Source organism: Cutibacterium nasicola (genome assembly GCF_051303185.1).
Classification (GTDB): domain Bacteria; phylum Actinomycetota; class Actinomycetes; order Propionibacteriales; family Propionibacteriaceae; genus Cutibacterium.
On the sequence record NZ_JBPPGE010000001.1, the window covers coordinates 166,848 to 183,621 of the forward strand.

At 62.1% G+C, this 16,774-nt stretch carries 13 protein-coding genes and 1 tRNA gene; 5 read left to right on the forward strand and 9 right to left on the reverse strand.

Going from position 1 to position 16,774, the window contains the following annotated elements:
- The first annotated feature begins 46 nt into the window (after positions 1-46).
- The gene (locus ACSJJT_RS00785; RefSeq protein WP_435916996.1) at positions 47-1,264 is read left to right on the forward strand and encodes an acetyl-CoA hydrolase/transferase family protein; all 1,218 of its coding nucleotides are present in this window, start codon (positions 47-49) and stop codon (positions 1,262-1,264) included.
- On the opposite strand, the gene ACSJJT_RS00790 is transcribed toward ACSJJT_RS00785, so the two are convergent.
- The 7 genes from ACSJJT_RS00790 to prcB form a co-directional block, all read right to left on the reverse strand.
- A complete protein-coding gene (locus tag ACSJJT_RS00790; protein ID WP_435916997.1) occupies positions 1,265-2,113 on the reverse strand; it encodes an HAD family hydrolase in 849 nt (282 codons plus the stop codon).
- Between the two features lie 300 nt (positions 2,114-2,413).
- Positions 2,414-2,487, reverse strand: a tRNA-Pro gene (locus ACSJJT_RS00795).
- Between the two features lie 63 nt (positions 2,488-2,550).
- The gene (gene der / locus ACSJJT_RS00800; RefSeq protein WP_435916501.1) at positions 2,551-3,909 is read right to left on the reverse strand and encodes a ribosome biogenesis GTPase Der; all 1,359 of its coding nucleotides are present in this window, start codon (positions 3,907-3,909) and stop codon (positions 2,551-2,553) included.
- Positions 3,910-3,973: 64 nt separating this feature from the next.
- Positions 3,974-4,645, reverse strand: coding sequence for a (d)CMP kinase (gene cmk / locus ACSJJT_RS00805; RefSeq protein WP_435916502.1), 672 nt, complete (start codon positions 4,643-4,645; stop codon positions 3,974-3,976).
- A 62-nt stretch (positions 4,646-4,707) separates the two neighbouring features.
- Positions 4,708-5,811 (reverse strand): prephenate dehydrogenase, encoded by a 1,104-nt coding sequence (locus ACSJJT_RS00810; protein WP_435916998.1) that lies wholly within the window; start codon positions 5,809-5,811, stop codon positions 4,708-4,710.
- Positions 5,792-6,469 carry a proteasome subunit alpha gene (prcA, locus tag ACSJJT_RS00815; protein ID WP_435916503.1) on the reverse strand — a complete coding sequence of 226 codons (678 nt, stop codon included), beginning with the start codon at positions 6,467-6,469 and terminating at the stop codon, positions 5,792-5,794. The genes ACSJJT_RS00810 and prcA overlap by 20 nt, the downstream gene beginning before the upstream one ends.
- The gene (gene prcB / locus ACSJJT_RS00820; protein ID WP_435916504.1) at positions 6,466-7,305 is read right to left on the reverse strand and encodes a proteasome subunit beta; all 840 of its coding nucleotides are present in this window, start codon (positions 7,303-7,305) and stop codon (positions 6,466-6,468) included. Before prcB ends, prcA begins: the two co-directional genes overlap by 4 nt.
- 143 nt (positions 7,306-7,448) lie before the next feature.
- Between prcB and ACSJJT_RS00825 the strand changes: the two genes are divergently transcribed.
- The 4 genes from ACSJJT_RS00825 to ACSJJT_RS00840 are packed head-to-tail and all read left to right on the forward strand — an operon-like array spanning position 7,449 to position 11,556.
- Positions 7,449-8,069, forward strand: a complete 621-nt coding sequence (locus ACSJJT_RS00825; RefSeq protein ID WP_435916505.1) for a TetR/AcrR family transcriptional regulator — start codon at positions 7,449-7,451, stop codon at positions 8,067-8,069.
- Positions 8,069-8,977 (forward strand): ATP-binding cassette domain-containing protein, encoded by a 909-nt coding sequence (locus ACSJJT_RS00830; RefSeq protein ID WP_435916506.1) that lies wholly within the window; start codon positions 8,069-8,071, stop codon positions 8,975-8,977. Before ACSJJT_RS00825 ends, ACSJJT_RS00830 begins: the two co-directional genes overlap by 1 nt.
- 3 nt (positions 8,978-8,980) lie before the next feature.
- Positions 8,981-11,167 (forward strand): YhgE/Pip family protein, encoded by a 2,187-nt coding sequence (locus ACSJJT_RS00835; RefSeq protein WP_435916507.1) that lies wholly within the window; start codon positions 8,981-8,983, stop codon positions 11,165-11,167.
- Positions 11,164-11,556 carry a DUF3054 domain-containing protein gene (locus ACSJJT_RS00840; protein WP_435916508.1) on the forward strand — a complete coding sequence of 131 codons (393 nt, stop codon included), beginning with the start codon at positions 11,164-11,166 and terminating at the stop codon, positions 11,554-11,556. The genes ACSJJT_RS00835 and ACSJJT_RS00840 overlap by 4 nt, the downstream gene beginning before the upstream one ends.
- Positions 11,557-11,658: 102 nt before the next feature.
- Here the strand turns inward: ACSJJT_RS00840 and ACSJJT_RS00845 are convergent, their stop codons facing one another.
- A complete protein-coding gene (locus ACSJJT_RS00845) occupies positions 11,659-13,299 on the reverse strand; it encodes an HAD-IA family hydrolase (RefSeq protein ID WP_435916509.1) in 1,641 nt (546 codons plus the stop codon).
- Positions 13,289-16,774, reverse strand: a complete 3,486-nt coding sequence (gene metH / locus ACSJJT_RS00850; RefSeq protein WP_435916510.1) for a methionine synthase — start codon at positions 16,772-16,774, stop codon at positions 13,289-13,291. Before metH ends, ACSJJT_RS00845 begins: the two co-directional genes overlap by 11 nt.

Below are 16,774 nucleotides of genomic sequence, written 5' to 3' on the forward strand. Positions count from 1 at the left end.
GCCCACGATGTGAAGGCCTTCAGCCACTACGCTCTTTGTCATGCGCATGATGGATCAAGGCGGACTCGAAGGCGTCATGCATGGTGTCAGGGGCCAGCCCCGGGTGATCTGTGGTGGTTCGGGGGCCACTCCCCTGCCACTTCTGGACGTCATCGACCGATGCGTCGAGAGGTGGCGGTTGGTGTGCGTCAATGCGCCACTTGGCGTTCCGACACGCAAGGACGTCGTTCACGAGACGATCTTCATTGGCCCGGGTGGCCGTCGTGCCGAGAGCCTCGAGTACATTCCTTGTCGTCTGAGTCTGGCACCGAGTCTCTACGAGGAACGATTGGCGCCCGACATCCTCGTCCTACACACCAGTACTCCGCGCAACGGCTCAGTGAGCATGGGCATTGAGGTCCAGGTGTTACCGGCTGCCCTGGAGGCGGCCAAGCGTCGGGGGGCCCTCATCATTGCCCAAATCAATCCGAACATGCCCTATGTCCTCGGCGATGGGATCGTCAACGTCGACGACATTGACATAGGCGTGGTCGTCGACGTACCCCTGCCTGCGGTCGCCATGCCGTCGCCGGGTCCACTGGCTTGCCAGATCGGTGACCGAGTAGCATCTCGGATCCCTGACGGTGCCACTCTCCAGGTGGGCATCGGTGCGGTTCCTGATGCGGTCGTCGCTCAACTGCCCGAGGACATCCACGTGGGCGTGTGGACTGAACTCCTCACCGACTCCATCCGTGTCCTGGAGGAGGCTCACACACTGGATGATCGCGTCATCACCGGCACCTTCGCCATGGGAACACCCGCCTTGTACGAATGGCTTGAGGATAACCCGCGAGTGTCGTTGCTGCGCTGTGAGACGACGAATGACCCCGGTACCATCGCCGGCCAGCCCAAAGTCACCAGTGTCAACACGGGTTTGCAGGTGGACCTGTTCGGTCAGGTCAATGCAACTCGAGTGGGAACCAAGATCCATTCCGGGGTGGGAGGCTCCACTGACTTCCTGGTGGGAGCCATGCACTCCCCCAGCGGTCAGGCTCTCATTACCATGCTCAGTTGGCACCCGAAAGCCAACTGCTCGACGATCGTCGACGCGCTGGACTCACCAGTTTCGGCGATCCAGCCCTCGGTGATCGTCACGGAGCAGGGCACGGCTGAGCTGTTCGGCAATTCCCAGAACGAACAGGCCCGTCAACTCATCGAGAACACCGCCCACCCCGCCGCCCGCGACCATCTGTGGCAACGGGCCCGGGAGTTTGGGCTGGTCTGATCAGACCTCCGGAACATCGACGCCGAGCAGCTGAGCAAGGACCGTGATGACGCCGTTGTCCTTGTTGGACGGGGCAACGTAGTTCGAGGCCGCAATGATGTCGGGATGGGCGTTGGCCATGGCAAAGGACCACGTCGCCAGCGGCATCATCTCGAGGTCGTTGAGGAAGTCCCCGAAGATCGCCGTCTGGTCAGGGGAGACCCCCAGGTCGGCCTGCACAGCCTCAACCGCGCTGCCCTTGTTCACTCCTGGGTTCATGATGTCGACCCAGTTCGGGGTGGCAAGGATGACTTGGTGGTCAGGGGCGATGTCCTGCATCGTCGGGTGGGTGACCTCGGAGGCCTCACCGAAGTCGTAGATGGACAGCTTGATGACGTCGTCAATGCGCTCCGTGAGGTCATCGACGACGGTGTTTCTGTGGTAGTAGGTTGCGACGTGGGAGACGAAGGCGTCGTCACCACGCTCGAGGTAAGCGATGGACTTGGTCGCGAGGACCAGCCCGACGTCATGACCATCTTCCACGAGCTTTCGAACTCCCTTGATGACCTTGCGAGCGAGGTTGGGGGCGATGATCGAGGAGGAGACGTCGACGCCATCGCGAACGACATAGGTACCGTTTTCCGAAATGAGTGGCATCCCGTCAAGGTGGGAATGAAACATCGTGGACAAAGTGGTGCATTGACGTCCGGAGGCCGGTACGAAGGCTACGCCACGATCATTCATGATTTCCAGCAGAGGCCACAGCTGGGGCGGGATGTTCCCCTCTCCGTCGAGAAGAGTGCCATCCATGTCGGAGATGACCAGTCGGAGGTCGTCGGCGGGGGCAGGAAATGGGGTCGGCTTCGGCATATCCACGCGATCAGGATAGCGATCGCGGCACGGGCCGGACACACAGGCGCCGTGGCTGTCCTGGGAGTGTGCATGTACTCCTCGCTGGCAGCCTTCGAACTCCTGCGATGTGGCCCAACGGGCGGTCAAGATGTGACTTATGCGGTTTCGTTGTGACGAGGTGCGACACTCGGATGGGGATAATACGAGTCCCATTCGCCGAGGACCACAAAACCGCGTCGTTGCGGGTGGATATGCGGACAGTCCTTCCCCGGAAATGATGAATGCCTGGCGAGAACCACGTTCTCACCAGGCATGTCGTCGGGCTGACAGGATTCGAACCTGCGACCCCTTGACCCCCAGTCAAGTGCGCTACCAAGCTGCGCTACAGCCCGATCGGATCGCTTGGCAATCCGAGGAAGCACATTAGCTTACTTCCACTCCGGCGACCAAATCGGTCACTTCTTCCCGCGCCTGCCGCGCGGTCGAATCTGGACGTGAACTGGCGATCCGGTGAAGCCGAAGTCCTCGCGAAGTCGCCTGATGATGAACCGCACGTACCCCTGGTCGAACATCCCGGAGGTGAACAGGGCGAAGGTCGGCGGGCAGTTGTGGGCCTGGGTACCGAAGAGGATCCTTGGCTGCTTGCCACCACGCACCGGATGCGGATGAGCCGCCGCCAGACGTCCGAGGAACGCGTTGAGCTTGCCGGTCGAGATCCTCGTCTCCCAACCTGCTGCGGCCGTCTCGATGGCCTTCTCGAGCTTGTCGACGTTACGACCCTTGAGAGCAGAGATGTTGACTCGGGGAGCCCAGGTGTAGGCCTGCACATCCCGTTCGATCTCACGCTCCAGGTGACGACGACGCTCATCGTCGGTCAGATCCCACTTGTTGTAGGCGATCACCATGGCGCGTCCGGTGTCCTCGACCATGGTGAGGATGCGCAGATCCTGGTCACTGATCGGCTCCGAGGCATCGATGACGACGACGCACACCTCGGCACGCTCGATGGCAGCCTGGGTGCGCAAGGAGGCGTAGTACTCGTGCCCCGAAGCTTCCTTGACCCGCTTACGCAGACCAGCGGTGTCGATGAACTGGTACACAGTGCTGCCAACGGTCACGAGCTCGTCGACCGGGTCCACCGTCGTACCGGAGACGTCAGAGACCACCGCACGGTTGTGACGGGCCAGACGGTTCAGTAGGGACGACTTGCCGACGTTCGGCTTGCCGACGATAGCGACACGGCGCGGGCCGCCCGTCGTCTCGTAGTTGGCGGGACTGTCAGGAAGCACGTCTATGAGGGCGTCGAGAAGATCACCCGATCCACGACCGTGCATGGCTGACACCGGATGGGGCTCCCCCAGGCCGAGATCCCACATCGTTGCGGCCTCGGCCTCGCCACGCACGTCATCAACCTTGTTAGCTGCCACGACGACGGGCTTGCGTGACTGCCTCAACACCTGGACGACCGCCTCGTCCTCGTCAGTCGTACCGACATTGGCGTCGACGACGAACAACACGGCGTCAGCCGTCGAGATGGCCAACTCTGCCTGCTCGGTGATCATCGCGGCCATGCCCGAGGCATCGGAGGCCCAACCGCCAGTATCGACGAGCACGAACTGCCGACCGGACCACTCGGCGTCATAGGACACCCGGTCACGGGTCACGCCGGGAACATCCTGCACAACAGCCGCTCGGCGACCAAGGATACGGTTGACGAGGGTGGACTTACCCACGTTGGGCCGTCCGACGACGGCGACAACAGGCTTTGGAAAAGTCTCCTCGGTGCCGTCGAGGAACTCGGGCGAGTCGGACATGAGGACACCCTCCTGCTAGGGGACTGGACCACGGTACACGCTCTGGCGCCCGTGGAGATGCTGCTCAACGCAGCGACGGGGGAACCAGATCGATGACGGCGTTGATGACCTGGTCCAGATTGAGGTGGGTGGAGTCGAGCAAGGTAACTCCCTCGGCGGGCTTCTCGAAGGTCGACACCGTCGAGTCGTCACGGTCGCGACGCACGATCGAGTCGATGACCTGTTCCATGTCGACGTTCTCGCCCAGCTCAGCCTGACGGCGCGCAATACGGACGGCGGGATCGGCGACGAGAAGCACTCTTACCTGAGCGTCGGGGTACACCACCGTGGTGATGTCGCGTCCTTCCATGACGATACGCCCGCACTCGTCCGCGATCTGGCGCATGCGAGCGGTGAGGGCGTCACGAACAGGCTGAATCGTGGCAACCGCGGACACCTGGGCACTGGTTTCGGGCCGTCGGATCTCCTCGGTGACATCTTCGCCGTCGATGAGGACGAGGTCATGGTTGGCAGAGGTGTCGAGGTTCAAGTGACAAGTACGAGCCACCTCGATGGCGTCACGAGGATTGGCCTTCGGATCGATCCCGAGGTGGGCAACACGACAGGCCACCGCGCGATACATCGAACCGGTGTCCAGATGGGCCACGTCGAGTTGATGGGCAACCCCGCGAGAGGTCGATGACTTGCCGGACCCGCTGGGCCCGTCAATGGCGATGACAAGAGGTGAGAGGGACACGTTCTGCCTGCCTTTCGATGGCGCTCCGACGAGGTGAGACTATCGGTATCCACCGACAAGGGTCAGGAACGCACCGACCATCCATGATCGCGCATCAAGACCGTCAACTGCTCCGCACCTTCCGGGGCAACATCGATGGACAGGAAACCTATCTCTCGAGCCGGATCATGCTCCACCGACAAATCCTCGACGTTGACCCCGGCAGCCTCGACGTCGGCGAACAGCCTTGCGAGGGCACCAGGGGCATCGGGAATCTCGACAACGACAGCGGTCGTCTCCATCATCTGGTGACCATGCTTACCTGCGACCTTGCGTGCCCCCGACTGCCCGACGCTCAGGAATTCCTCAAGACAGTGCGGGTCGTCCAGACGAGACAACAGGTCGTCAACATCGTCACGAATGGCTTCCAGCTGACGCCGAACCTCAGTGCGATTGGAATTGAGGATCTGGCGCCACATGGCGGTCTGGGAACGAGCCACTCGCGTGACGTCACGGATCCCTGATCCTGCCAGTCTGAGATGTTCGGGGCGAGCATGCCGCAGATTGGCCGCCGTGAGGATGCTCATGAGATGAGGAAGGTGAGACACCTCGGCGACGGCTCGGTCATGCTCGTCAGCGTCCATGCTCACTACGCGAGCACCACATGCCCCAGCCAGTGCAATGACCCGTTCGACGTCGTCATGACGGTTGTCACTGCGAGGAGTGACCACCCAGGTGCGATCGACGAAGAGGTCGTCAGAGGCCGTCAGTGGGCCGGTGTACTGAGTGCCTGCCATCGGGTGTGAACCGACATAACGGGTGAGGTCGACATCGCGGCCAGCTGCCAGGTCAAGGAGGTCGGCGAGTACCGCCCCCTTGACCGACGCCGTGTCCGTGACGACGGCGTGGGGATGACGGTTGAGGCGCTCGACGATGGTTGACGCGACGGCGGCGGGCGGGGTCGCCACCACGACAACCCGATAGGCATCGTCGTCGAGACCGTCCAGCTGTCCTGCGCCGCGTCCGGCTGCCACCAGGGCGTTGGCGCGATCGATATCCCACAGGTGGACGTCAATCCCTGCGGTGACGAGGGCTCTCCCGATCGACGCACCGATGAGCCCGGTACCGACGATGAGAACGGGCCCCCTCAAGGCCGGTGCAACGCTGTCAGGACTCGTCACCATCAGCCTCCAGCACGGTGACAGCGTCGAGACGACGGAAATGACGTCGAGTTGAGGCGTGGCGATCGAGAAATCCTATTTCAAGGCTCTCTGGTCCGGCACCAAGAATGCTCACCGAAGCCCGAACGACGTCAGACACCGCCGCATGGTCCGGCAGATCGAGAGAGTGCTGAGAAGCCACCCCCATGAGAACAGGACCGGTGCTGGCACGCACGGTGCCGTCAAAGTCAATGGTGTAGAAGCGATCCTCGGAAGGGACGAGGCCGAGTTCTGCCACGGTCACCTGAACCTGGTAGGGCTTGACCTCAGGGTGAGCGAAAACCTTGCCTATGATGCGGGAATACATGCTCGCCAAGCTGCGTCCCGTCACGTCGAGCCGGTCATAGGCATAGGCGCGAAGATCGGCGAACCGAATGCCCGCCACCCTCAGGTCCTCGGCCTCATGGAAGATCCCGACCGCGGCGAAGGCGAGCCGATCGTGCGTCTCGGAGATTGACCTCATACCCCTGGGCAGATGTGCACCACTGTGACGCGCGACCAATGCAATGCCTTCGGCACATCGAGCGACGACGACGCCGTCACCTTTATCGCGGATCGAATCAGACACGAAGCTGGCCCGGTCAGCCACCCACTGACGTGGAGGAACGTAGGCAGGAATCGTCATGACCGAGCCTCCTCATGCTCCGTCTCGGCAGTGATCCCATCAACGACTCGCTTCGCCAACATCGCGATCTCCTCGGTGGGAATCCGCGTGACACCGGTGGGATCGGCATGGCACACGGTCGGGTACAGGCCACGGGACAAATCAGGTCCTGACGGCGCCGAGGTGGTGTCGTCGCTGACGGCGGCGTGCAAGGCGCGAATCGCAAGCATGACGGCGTCGTCGCGATCCATACCGGGGCGGTAGCCGTCATTGATGACACCGGTTGCGAAGAGGGTCCCCGCCCCGACGCAGGCGTGGGCGCGCTCCTCAGTGCGTCCACCCGTTCCGTCGTAGGAGAAGATGCGTCCTCGATGAGCGAGGTCATCCCACCCGGCCAACAACGGCGTCACCGCCATACCCTGAGCCATCATCGTGCCGTTCGAGCGAACCAAGCTGGACAGCCTCGCGGCTCGACCGTCCATGCTGATGCGTTGTCCTTGGATCTTCTCGAGGTGATCGACCTCGGCCTGGAAGAGGCGAATCATCTCCCCTGCGAGACCCGCCGCCCCGGCGGCTCCGATCACGCAGCGATCATCGGTACCGAGAATTCGGTCAATGTCTCGCTGGTTCGGGTGCCGCGTCATCGTCGATCCAAGGTCAGCGGCGGCTATCACGCCCCCACTGCAACGAATGGCCAGCACCGTTCTGCCGTGCCTCAACAGCTCAGGAACACTGGTGTCCACCGTCGTCGGGGGCAGCAGCTCAGGGGCCACACGCCTCAAGAACAGGGCAAACGAATCGGTGGTTGTACTCGAGGTGAGGTAGGCCTCATCAAGATCGGACAGCGACAGTGGCATGACCCTCCTCGTCACGGATGCACTCGGGATTTCCAGCCTAGCCGACCGATTTGGGTACGGGCCTCGATGCGGATACCATTGGTATTCGATACCAGTGGTACTGCTTACGATCCCCTTGCTCTTCCAAAGGACGCCAACCTGTGATGCCCACCGCAGTGGAAAGACCTCATCGCGATGAGGTCAGAAACCGTATCCTCGCCGCTGCTACCAAAGAATTCGAACGGGACGGCTATGCCGGCGCAAGTCTGCGTCGTATCGCATCGGATGCCGGATTCACCAAGGGAGCCGTGTACTCCAACTTCGGATCCAAGCCCGACCTCTTCGGGCAGGTGTGCACCGAAAGACTTGCCAGTGGCGAGCGGGACGTCGTCGATGCCCTCTCCCCCATCTTGTCGAACGGTGGCAGCCCTGACGAGGTCATGAGGCAGATCAGCCAGAAACTCACGGAAATCCTCCTGGAGGATGCTCCGTGGCAGGTGATCCTCGCAGAATTCCGCGCTCTGGCCCGCCACGACGAGGAGATCGCCGAGGCCTACGCAAAACTGCAAAAACAGCGGATCGCTCAACTGGTCGATGTGACGACCCAGTACGGTGTACTCGATCACGTCGACTCCACAGAAGCTGCCAACCCACGCAGCCTCGCGGTGGTGGTCCTCAGCCTGGTCAACGTACTCGCCTTGGAATTCTCCGTGGCCAGTGCGGTCATTGACCAGCAGGTCATAACCGATGTCATCGAACGTTCAATCAGGGGGTTCCTTCAGTGATGCGTTTCTCGAAACGTCCTCCGGTCGACACCCAGGCCCTTGAGGACGCCTCGGGAGTGGTGCTCCACGCCCACGACTTGAACGCCCAGGGGCGGCAGGGGATGATCTTCGGGCCTCTCGACATGGACCTGGCGCCGCGTCAGCTCGCCGTTATTCACGGCCCGGCTGGCGCCGGAAAGTCCGCCCTGTTGTTGGCGTTGTCCGGACGATTCCGCAGGACGCGCGGGACTCTCATCATTGACGGTATTGACGCGATGGCCGAACCCTACCGCGCGATTCAGCGCACGTCCGTCGCCCGCATTGCCGATTACGTCGTCCCGGAGGACCGCCTTACCCTCAACGAGTCGCTCGCCGAACGGTGCCATCTCGATGCCGTCAACCTCAAGACAGCCGAGGGCAGGGTGCGTCAGATCGAGGAAATCGTTGGTTTCCGCATCGACCGCTCCTGCGAGTTCGAGCAACTCGATGCCATTGAGCGTGCCGTGGCGTCCGTAGCTCTCGCCATGCTGAGGGAGACGAAGGTTGTCGTCATCGACGATGCCGACGTCATGGTTCCCCACAACCAGCAGCGAGTGTTGTTCGAGATGTTCTCGAAGCTCACCGAGCTCGACGATTCGACCATCATCGCCGCAACGGTCGATGACGACATGGCTCCGCCCGGATCTCTCGACGTCGAGTTGCCGGCCCACCACCGCACCCATGCGGTCACGGACATTCATGGCAACAAGGACGACGACGATAATTCTGGTGGCCCAGAAGTCCCAGAGGTAACACACATTCCTCGCGAGGCCGACGAGGAAGGCGCAGAGACCACGGTGGAGATCGAGTCCAGATCTCCATCCGATGACGAACCCGAAAACAACGCCCTGAGGGAAAGTGACCGTCCCGATGACTCCTCCCGGAGATAACGCATGCTGACTCGATTCATCAGACTCGTACAGTTCGAGTTCCGGCGTTTCAAAGGACGCTCCAAGCTCGGACTCATCTTCATTCTCATCATTCCGCTGCTGTACGGCGGTATCTATCTTCACGCCAACTGGGATCTTTACTCCAATACCGACAAGGTGAAGATCGCCATTGTCAGCCATGACAAGCCGGCCACGTTTGACGGACGGACCGTCGAAGGTGGTAAGGAATTCCAGGAAACCCTGAAGAAGAACCCGCGATTCGACTGGCAGTTCCTCGGAACCGATGAGGACAAGGCTTATCAGGGGCTTCGTGACGCCGAGTACTTCATGGTCATCGAGGTACCTGATAATTTCTCGACGAGCATCGTGTCCGCCGGTGACTTCAAACCAGCTCGCGCGACACTCAAACTCCACCGAGACGACGCCAACGGATTCATCATCGGTCTGTTGACCTCGCAGGTTCAGACAGCCCTCGAACAGGCCTTGGACCAGAGTGTGTCCGAGACCTACTTCAATGCACTCTTCATCAACCTGGGCGTCATCAAGGACGCATTGACCAAAGCGTCTGAGGGGTCAGCGACACTCGATACTGGCATGAAGACCCTCGACGCGGGGGTCAATGAGATGAACACCAGGGTCTTGGGGGCAACCAAGGCTATCGGCGACTCCACCGCCACCATCAACAAGGTCAATTCCGCACTGGCGAACGCCGACTCGGCAGCGGCCAAGACGTCGATGGCAGTTGGCCAGACTCGGGTGGGTGCCCAGGCCATTACCGGGTCCGCACAAAGCGTCATGGCCGATACCCAGGCCGTCAATTCCGCGATGATTCCGCTCATCAACAATGTGACCAAGAATCTCCCTGCCCTGCAGAAGCAAGCCAGGAATCTTGTCTCCGCGACGGCGACGTTACAGAACCCCAACGGGAATTCAGTCGTCAAGATTCAGCATGATGTGAATGGAGCAGCCAACAAGGCATCCTCTCTCGTTGCCAAGCATCCTGAAATTGCCGATGACCCTGACTACATCGCTTTGGTCAAACAAATCAATGGCGCCGCGAGTTCGACGACGACCGTGTCGTCCAACATCGCGGCCGTCGCAAATATCTCTGCCGGTCTCAACTTGAGCCTCAATCAACAGAACGCTGACACCTTGGCCGACAATGCCAAGGCTGCGCTGAATCGTCTCAACAAGGACGCCCAGCAGGTCAACAACGGCCTTGAGACGATCAACGGCGCCATGGACACCGCTGATTCGGCTGCCAAGGATCTCAACAAGGCCGTCAACAATGCCACCGACGCCGGTCGAGACTTCACCGCGAAGGCTCCCGAAATTGCATCCGGCGTCATGCAGTTGAGCAACGGTCTGGGACAGCTCAAGTCGGGTGCTGACGCCCTGTCCAAGGGAGCGACACAGCTCCATCAGGGCCTCGACAGCGGTGCCAAGCAAATTCCCGGCATGACGGACGACCAGCGCACCAATCTGGCCAATGTCATGAGCTCCCCGGTCGACGTCGAGCAGACCATCCTCCACTCCGCAAAGTACTACGGACGTGGCCTTGCACCGATGTTCTTCTCCATCGCGATGTGGATCGCCTGTATCTCCACCTTCCTTGTCGTGCGTACTTTCTCCGGTCGTGCCATGACGGGGCGGGCGAACGCCCTGTCGATCGCGCTCGTCGGCTTCGGTCCGCTGGCCGTCATCGCCCTGGTCGGTGCGTACATCATGGCCTTCGGCGTCTGGTTCACCTTGGGACTCGACCCGGTCCATCCCTGGCACTTCATAGGATTCGTCACACTGACCTCACTGTCATGGATGATGCTGGCCTTCTGGATTCGACTCATCTTTGGCTCTCCACAGACAGCTATCTTCCTCATCCTCCTGGTGCTTCAGCTGCCCACCTGTGGCGGAACCTTCCCCGTGACGATGCTGCCGCCGGTCTATCAAAAGCTGGCAGTCGTCATGCCGATGAAGTACTCCGTCGACACCTTCCGTGTCGTCATCTCCGGTGGACCGATGTCGACGATGGCGCTCGGATTCGCCGTCCAGGGTGGCATCCTCATCATCTCGACGATCATCACCTTGGCGCTCGTCCATCGCCACAAGCTGTTCCGTATGCGTGACCTGCACCCGCCGATGATCACCTCGACCTCCACGGCCGACTTCGCCTTCTCCGTGAGGCCGCGATGAGCGACGACCTGGCATCGCCCTTGGTGCGAAGGGCACTCGTCGCTGACATCATCTGTGTGATCCTGTTCGCGACGATTGGACGGGCCAGCCACGGAAGGGCCCTCTCCCCCGGTGGCCTGTTGCGAACCGGCACTCCCTTCGTGCTGGGACTTGCCGTCGGTTGGGTCATCGTCGTGACGGCCCGTGTCCCGGCACAGCGCTGGGTGGCTGGACTGGTTGTGTGGGCGTCCACCCTCATCGTGGGAATGGCAGTTCGCTACTTCACGAACCAAGCAGTGACAGTCTTCTTCGTGACCGTGGCGGCGAGCTTCTTGGCTCTCGCCCTCATCGGGTGGCGGGCCGTGATGATTGGCATCACAGCGACACGTCGCAAGAAGCCACAAACGTGACCGCGAGAGGGCCGGCGGGATTCACCCTGCCGGCCCTCTGACTGTGGTTGAAACTATGCGGTCGAACGCATCAGCCACAGCGTGGTCATGCCGCTCCAGCCATCACTTCTGCTCCTTCGGCAACCGCCACTGGTCGTGCTCTGTGATGTTGCGTGGCCGAGGGCCGTGATACTCAGGCCCGTAAGCACCCGGGGCAGGACGACGCTTACGCATGGGTGCCGTCACACCAGGAGCAAGACGTCGTGAGATGACAAGGAAACCGGTGTGGCCTGTCGTACCGTGCCCCGGACGGATGGCCAGGCCCTCCGCGTGCCAGTCTCGGGTCGTGGTCTCAGTGGCCTGGGGCTCCGTCCATCCACCGTCGGCACGGAGGGTTTCCATCACCCGACCCATCTGGGTCGTGGTCGCGACGTAACAGCACAGCACGCCGCCCGGAACCAACACCTTGCCAACCGCCTCGACGCACTCCCAAGGAGCGAGCATGTCCAGGATGGCGCGGTCAATCGGCTCAGATGTCATGCCGGTCACCAGGTCGGAGACCTTGAGGTCCCAGCTGGACGGCACCTCGCCATAGAAGGACTCGACGTTCATGCGGGCCACGTCAGCGAACTCCTGCCGCCGCTCGTAGGAATGCAGACGCCCGTTCGGGCCAATGGCGCGCAGCAGTGGGATCGACAGACCACCGGACCCGACTCCTGCCTCCAGCACGCGCGCCCCGGGAAAGATGTCAGCCCACATCGTGATCTGGGCCGCCTCTTTCGGATAAATGATTGCGGCCTCGCGCGGCATGGAGACGGTGAACTCGCTGAGAATCGGTCGCATGGCCAGGAACTCCAGGCCTCCGACTGAGGTGGCGACGACCCCCTGAGGCCCGCCGATGAGGTCGTCGTGGCGAACTGCCCCCTTGGTGGTGTGGAAGATGCCACCTGACTGCAGGACGACTGAGTGTTTGCGCCCCTTGGGATCGGTGAGAGTGATCCGCTCACCAGCACGCAGAACTCCCCCGCCCCCATTGGCCACCGGAGCAGCAGGCTCGTCGGCAAGGTGCCAGAGGCTGACGAGATCAGCCAGCGACAGACCGGACAGGTCCGGGCGATGAACCCGGCGCGGTCCGGGACCGACACCAGCCAGCCCGTCGACGGTGAGTACCGCGGCACCGGCTGTCGTCGCCGAGGTGGCCCCCTTGGGGGAATCCTCGATCGCCAGGCAGTCGGCGATGTCGACGCCAAGCCTGTCGGCAGCCAACAAGTACGGCTCTGGAGCTGGCTTGGCGGTCTCCGGGGTGACGTCGTCGAAGGTCACGACCGTGTCGAAGGGGTTGCCGATAAGGTCGCGGATTGCCTCGAGCACCGGTTCGACGACAGCGTGTGCCGATCCCGTGACGATCGCCATGGGGATGCCAGCCTCACGGATCTGTGTCAGCAGGTCCAGCACACTCGGACGCCACGGCACCTCTCGTTCCCGGTTGAAGGTCGAGACCATCGTGACGAGCTGGTGTTGCACGTCCTCGGCGGTCACCGACTCACCAATCTCCGCAGCCATCGCCTGGCAGACGTCGGTCATCGGTCCGCCGGTGAAGCTACTGGCTTTTTCGGCCTCCCACGGGATCCCGTGGGAGGCCAGAATCGCCAGTTCTGCCTCGACCCAGCGAGATTCGGTATCGACGAGGGTCCCGTCAAAGTCCCACAGCACTGCCGCAAAATGGTCGGCAGTCCAGGTGTGCACGGGCGTCTCACTTGGCATTGAAATAGTTGGCCTCCGGATGATGGACGACGAAGGCGTCGGTGGACTGTTCTGGATGGAGCTGGAACTCCTCCGACAGCTCCACTCCGATCCTCGCCGGGTTGAGCAGTGTGACCACTCTGGCCCTGTCTTCGAGGTTTGGGCAGGCGGCGTACCCGAAACTGTACCGGCAGCCACGGTAGGTCTGATGATCGATGGCATCGGCGACGGAGGAACCGTCGTCGTCAATCCCCAATTCGTGACGCACGCGAGCATGCCACATCTCGGCGAGGGCTTCGGTCAGCTGGACAGACAACCCGTGCAACTCGAGGTACTCCCGGTAGGAATTGACCTCGAAGAGCCGTTGGGTGGCAGCCGAGATGGCCTTGCCCATCGTCACCAGCTGGAAGCCGATGACGTCTGGTCCGTACTCGCCGGCCTCGTCAGTATCCCGGAAGAAGTCGGCCAAGCAGAGTTTCCTGCCATTGCTCTGGCGCGGGAACGTGAATCGAGTGAGCTCCTTCGAGGTGTCCTCGGGATCCAGGACGATGAGATCGCGCCCCTGCGAGAAGCACGGCCAGTAGCCATCGACCACGCCGAACTGGGCCAAGTTCTCCTGACGAACGCGGTCGAGCAGGAGGCGCAGGCGGGGCCGAGCCACCTCGTTGACCATGCGATCCCAGGACCCGTCGGTGCGCGAGCCCTTGAGGCCCCACCGGCCCATGAAGGTGGCGCGCTCATCGAGCCAGACCAGAACGTCGGCCAACGAAATACCCGTTGAGACTCGCGAGCCCCAGAACGGTGGGGTCGGGATCTCGACCGAGCCCGGCACCGGACGTGCCACATCGGCGCGTGGGACGTCGTCATCACAGGTCATGTCGTCGGTCTCACCAGTGGTCCGTCTGATCCTGGCACGACGGCGTCGGGGCTTCGGGAGTTCGGCTCCCGGGACCCCCCTCTTGACGGCCATCACGGAGTCCATGACGCGAAGCCCCTCGAAGGCGTCCTTCGCGTAACGCACCTCGCCCTCGAACAGGTCATTGAGGTCTTCCTCGACGAATGTCCTCGTCAGGGCTGCGCCACCGAGCATGACGGGGTACTTGGAGGCCAGTCCGGCCTGGTTCAACTCGAGCAGGTTGTCCTTCATGACCATCGTCGACTTCACCAGCAGACCGGACATACCGATGACGTCAGCCTGGTGAGTTTCGGCGGCCTCGATGATGGCTGTCACCGGCTGCTTGATGCCCAAATTGACGACGTGGTAGCCGTTGTTGGAGACGATGATGTCCACGAGGTTCTTGCCGATGTCGTGGACGTCTCCTTTGACCGTCGCGAGCACCAGGGTGCCCTTGCCCGAGGTGTCCGACTTGTCCATGTGAGGCTCGAGGTGAGCCACTGCCGCCTTCATGACCTCCGCAGACTGCAGCACGAAGGGAAGCTGCATCTTGCCCGACCCGAAGAGGTCGCCAACCACCTGCATGCCGGCCAGGAGATCCTCGTTCACGATGTCGAGAGCGGGCTTGGTCTCCATGGCCTCGTCGAGGTCGGCCTCCAGGCCCTTCGCATTGCCGTCGATAATGCGCCGCTTGAGGCGCTCGGACAGCGGCATGGCAGCCAACTCAGCCTCACGCTCAGCGCGCATCGAGGCAGCCGTCACACCCTCGAAGAGTTCCAGGAAGCGATTGAGCGGGTCATAGCCCTCATGACGACGGTCGTAGACGAGGTCGAGGGCAACTTCCCGCTGCTCGTCGGGGATGCGATCGATCGGCAGGATCTTCGCGGTGTGGACGATGGCCGAGTCCAGACCGGCCTTGACAGCCTCGTGGAGGAAGACCGAGTTGAGGACGATGCGAGCGGCCGGGTTGAGGCCGAAAGAGATGTTCGAGACGCCGAGTGTGGTGCGCACACCCGGGTAACGCTTCTTGATCTCGGCAATGGCGTTGATGGTCTCCAGACCGTCGCGGCGGGTCTCCTCCTGACCGGTGCCGATGGGGAAGGTGAGGCAGTCGACGAGAATGTCACCGATGTCCATGCCCCAGGTACCAACGAGATCGTCGATGAGCCGAGAGGCCACCCGGACCTTCCATTGGGCAGTGCGGGCCTGACCATCCTCGTCGATGGTGAGCGCGACGACTCCAGCCCCATTCTCGACGACCATCGGCATGACACGCTGGTAGCGCGACCCAGGGCCGTCCCCGTCCTCGAAGTTGACCGAGTTGATGACGCAGCGACCAGGCAGGTGCTCCAGACCAGCGGCCAGGACGTCGGGCTCGGTGGAGTCGAGGATGATCGGCAGCGTGCAGGCGGTGGCGAGGCGAGCGCTGAGTTCCGACATGTCCGCCACGCCATCACGACCGACGTAGTCGACGCACAGGTCGAGCAGGTGGGCACCGTCGCGGGTCTGAGCCTTGGCGATGTCGACACATTCATCCCAGTTCTGGGCCACCATCGCTTCGCGGAAAGCCTTGGAACCATTGGCGTTGGTGCGCTCGCCAATGGCGAGATAAGCGGTGTCCTGGCTCAGCGGGACGTCGTTGTACAGGGAAGCCACAGCGTTGACGTGGTGACTCTCTCGCTGGCGAACCGGGCGGCCTGACACCCGCTCGGCAACAGCACGGATGTGGTCGGGGGTGGTACCGCAGCAGCCGCCGACGACGGACAGGCCGTAACGATCGACGTAGTCGTCCAGAACGGGGGCGAGATCGCCAGGACTGAGAGGATAATGGGCTCCCTCCCCCGTGATCTCGGGAAGGCCGGCATTGGGCATGCACATGATCGGCACCCGTGCACCACGGGACAGGGTGCGCAGATGCTCGGCCATCTCAGCAGGTCCAGTGGCACAGTTGAGGCCGATGGCGTCGACACCGAGGGACTCCAGCACCGTCACAGCGGCACCGGTCTCCGACCCCATGAGCATGGTTCCGGTGGTTTCGACGGTGAGGTCGACGAGAACCGGCAGGTCAACCTTGCGCGCGGCGGCGGCACGATGAGCGCCGATGATGGCAGCTCGGGCCTGCAGGAGATCCTGGCAGGTCTCGATCTGGACGCCGTCGGCGCCGGCGTCAATCATGGCCTCGATGACCTGCTGGTACACGTCGCGAATCGCGGCGAAACCGATCTGACGAAGGGTCGGCAGTTTTGTTCCTGGACCGATCGATCCGACGACATAGCGCGGCTTGTCGGTGCGTTTGTCAGCTGCTTCACGAGCCAGTTCCGTGGCCGCGGCTGCCAGTTCAACAGCGCGTGGGGCAATGCCGTACTCCGTCAACGCCGGTAAGTTCACACCGAAAGTGTTGGTCTCGATGATGTCAGCACCGGCATCCAGATACGCGTCATGAATCCCGGAGATGACGTCGGGTCGGGTGACATTGAGGATCTCATTGCAGCCCTCGAGTCCTTGAAAGTCATCGATTGTGAGATCGCTGCTCTGCAGCATCGTGCCCATGGCGCCGTCAATGACGAGAACGTGCTGGGACAGAGCGGTGCGAATGGTCAT

What these genes read in the sequence shown, in the direction of transcription:
- ACSJJT_RS00785 (WP_435916996.1), top strand. Translation starts at nt 47, where the DNA reads ATGATGGATCAAGGCGGACTCGAAGGCGTCATGCATGGTGTCAGGGGC.
- ACSJJT_RS00790 (WP_435916997.1), bottom strand. Translation starts at nt 2,113, where the DNA reads ATGCCGAAGCCGACCCCATTTCCTGCCCCCGCCGACGACCTCCGACTG.
- der (WP_435916501.1), bottom strand. Translation starts at nt 3,909, where the DNA reads ATGTCCGACTCGCCCGAGTTCCTCGACGGCACCGAGGAGACTTTTCCA.
- prcA (WP_435916503.1), bottom strand. Translation starts at nt 6,469, where the DNA reads ATGACGATTCCTGCCTACGTTCCTCCACGTCAGTGGGTGGCTGACCGG.
- prcB (WP_435916504.1), bottom strand. Translation starts at nt 7,305, where the DNA reads ATGCCACTGTCGCTGTCCGATCTTGATGAGGCCTACCTCACCTCGAGT.
- ACSJJT_RS00825 (WP_435916505.1), top strand. Translation starts at nt 7,449, where the DNA reads ATGCCCACCGCAGTGGAAAGACCTCATCGCGATGAGGTCAGAAACCGT.
- ACSJJT_RS00830 (WP_435916506.1), top strand. Translation starts at nt 8,069, where the DNA reads ATGCGTTTCTCGAAACGTCCTCCGGTCGACACCCAGGCCCTTGAGGAC.
- ACSJJT_RS00835 (WP_435916507.1), top strand. Translation starts at nt 8,981, where the DNA reads ATGCTGACTCGATTCATCAGACTCGTACAGTTCGAGTTCCGGCGTTTC.
- ACSJJT_RS00840 (WP_435916508.1), top strand. Translation starts at nt 11,164, where the DNA reads ATGAGCGACGACCTGGCATCGCCCTTGGTGCGAAGGGCACTCGTCGCT.
- ACSJJT_RS00845 (WP_435916509.1), bottom strand. Translation starts at nt 13,299, where the DNA reads ATGCCAAGTGAGACGCCCGTGCACACCTGGACTGCCGACCATTTTGCG.
- metH (WP_435916510.1), bottom strand. Translation starts at nt 16,774, where the DNA reads ATGACCATTCGCACCGCTCTGTCCCAGCACGTTCTCGTCATTGACGGC.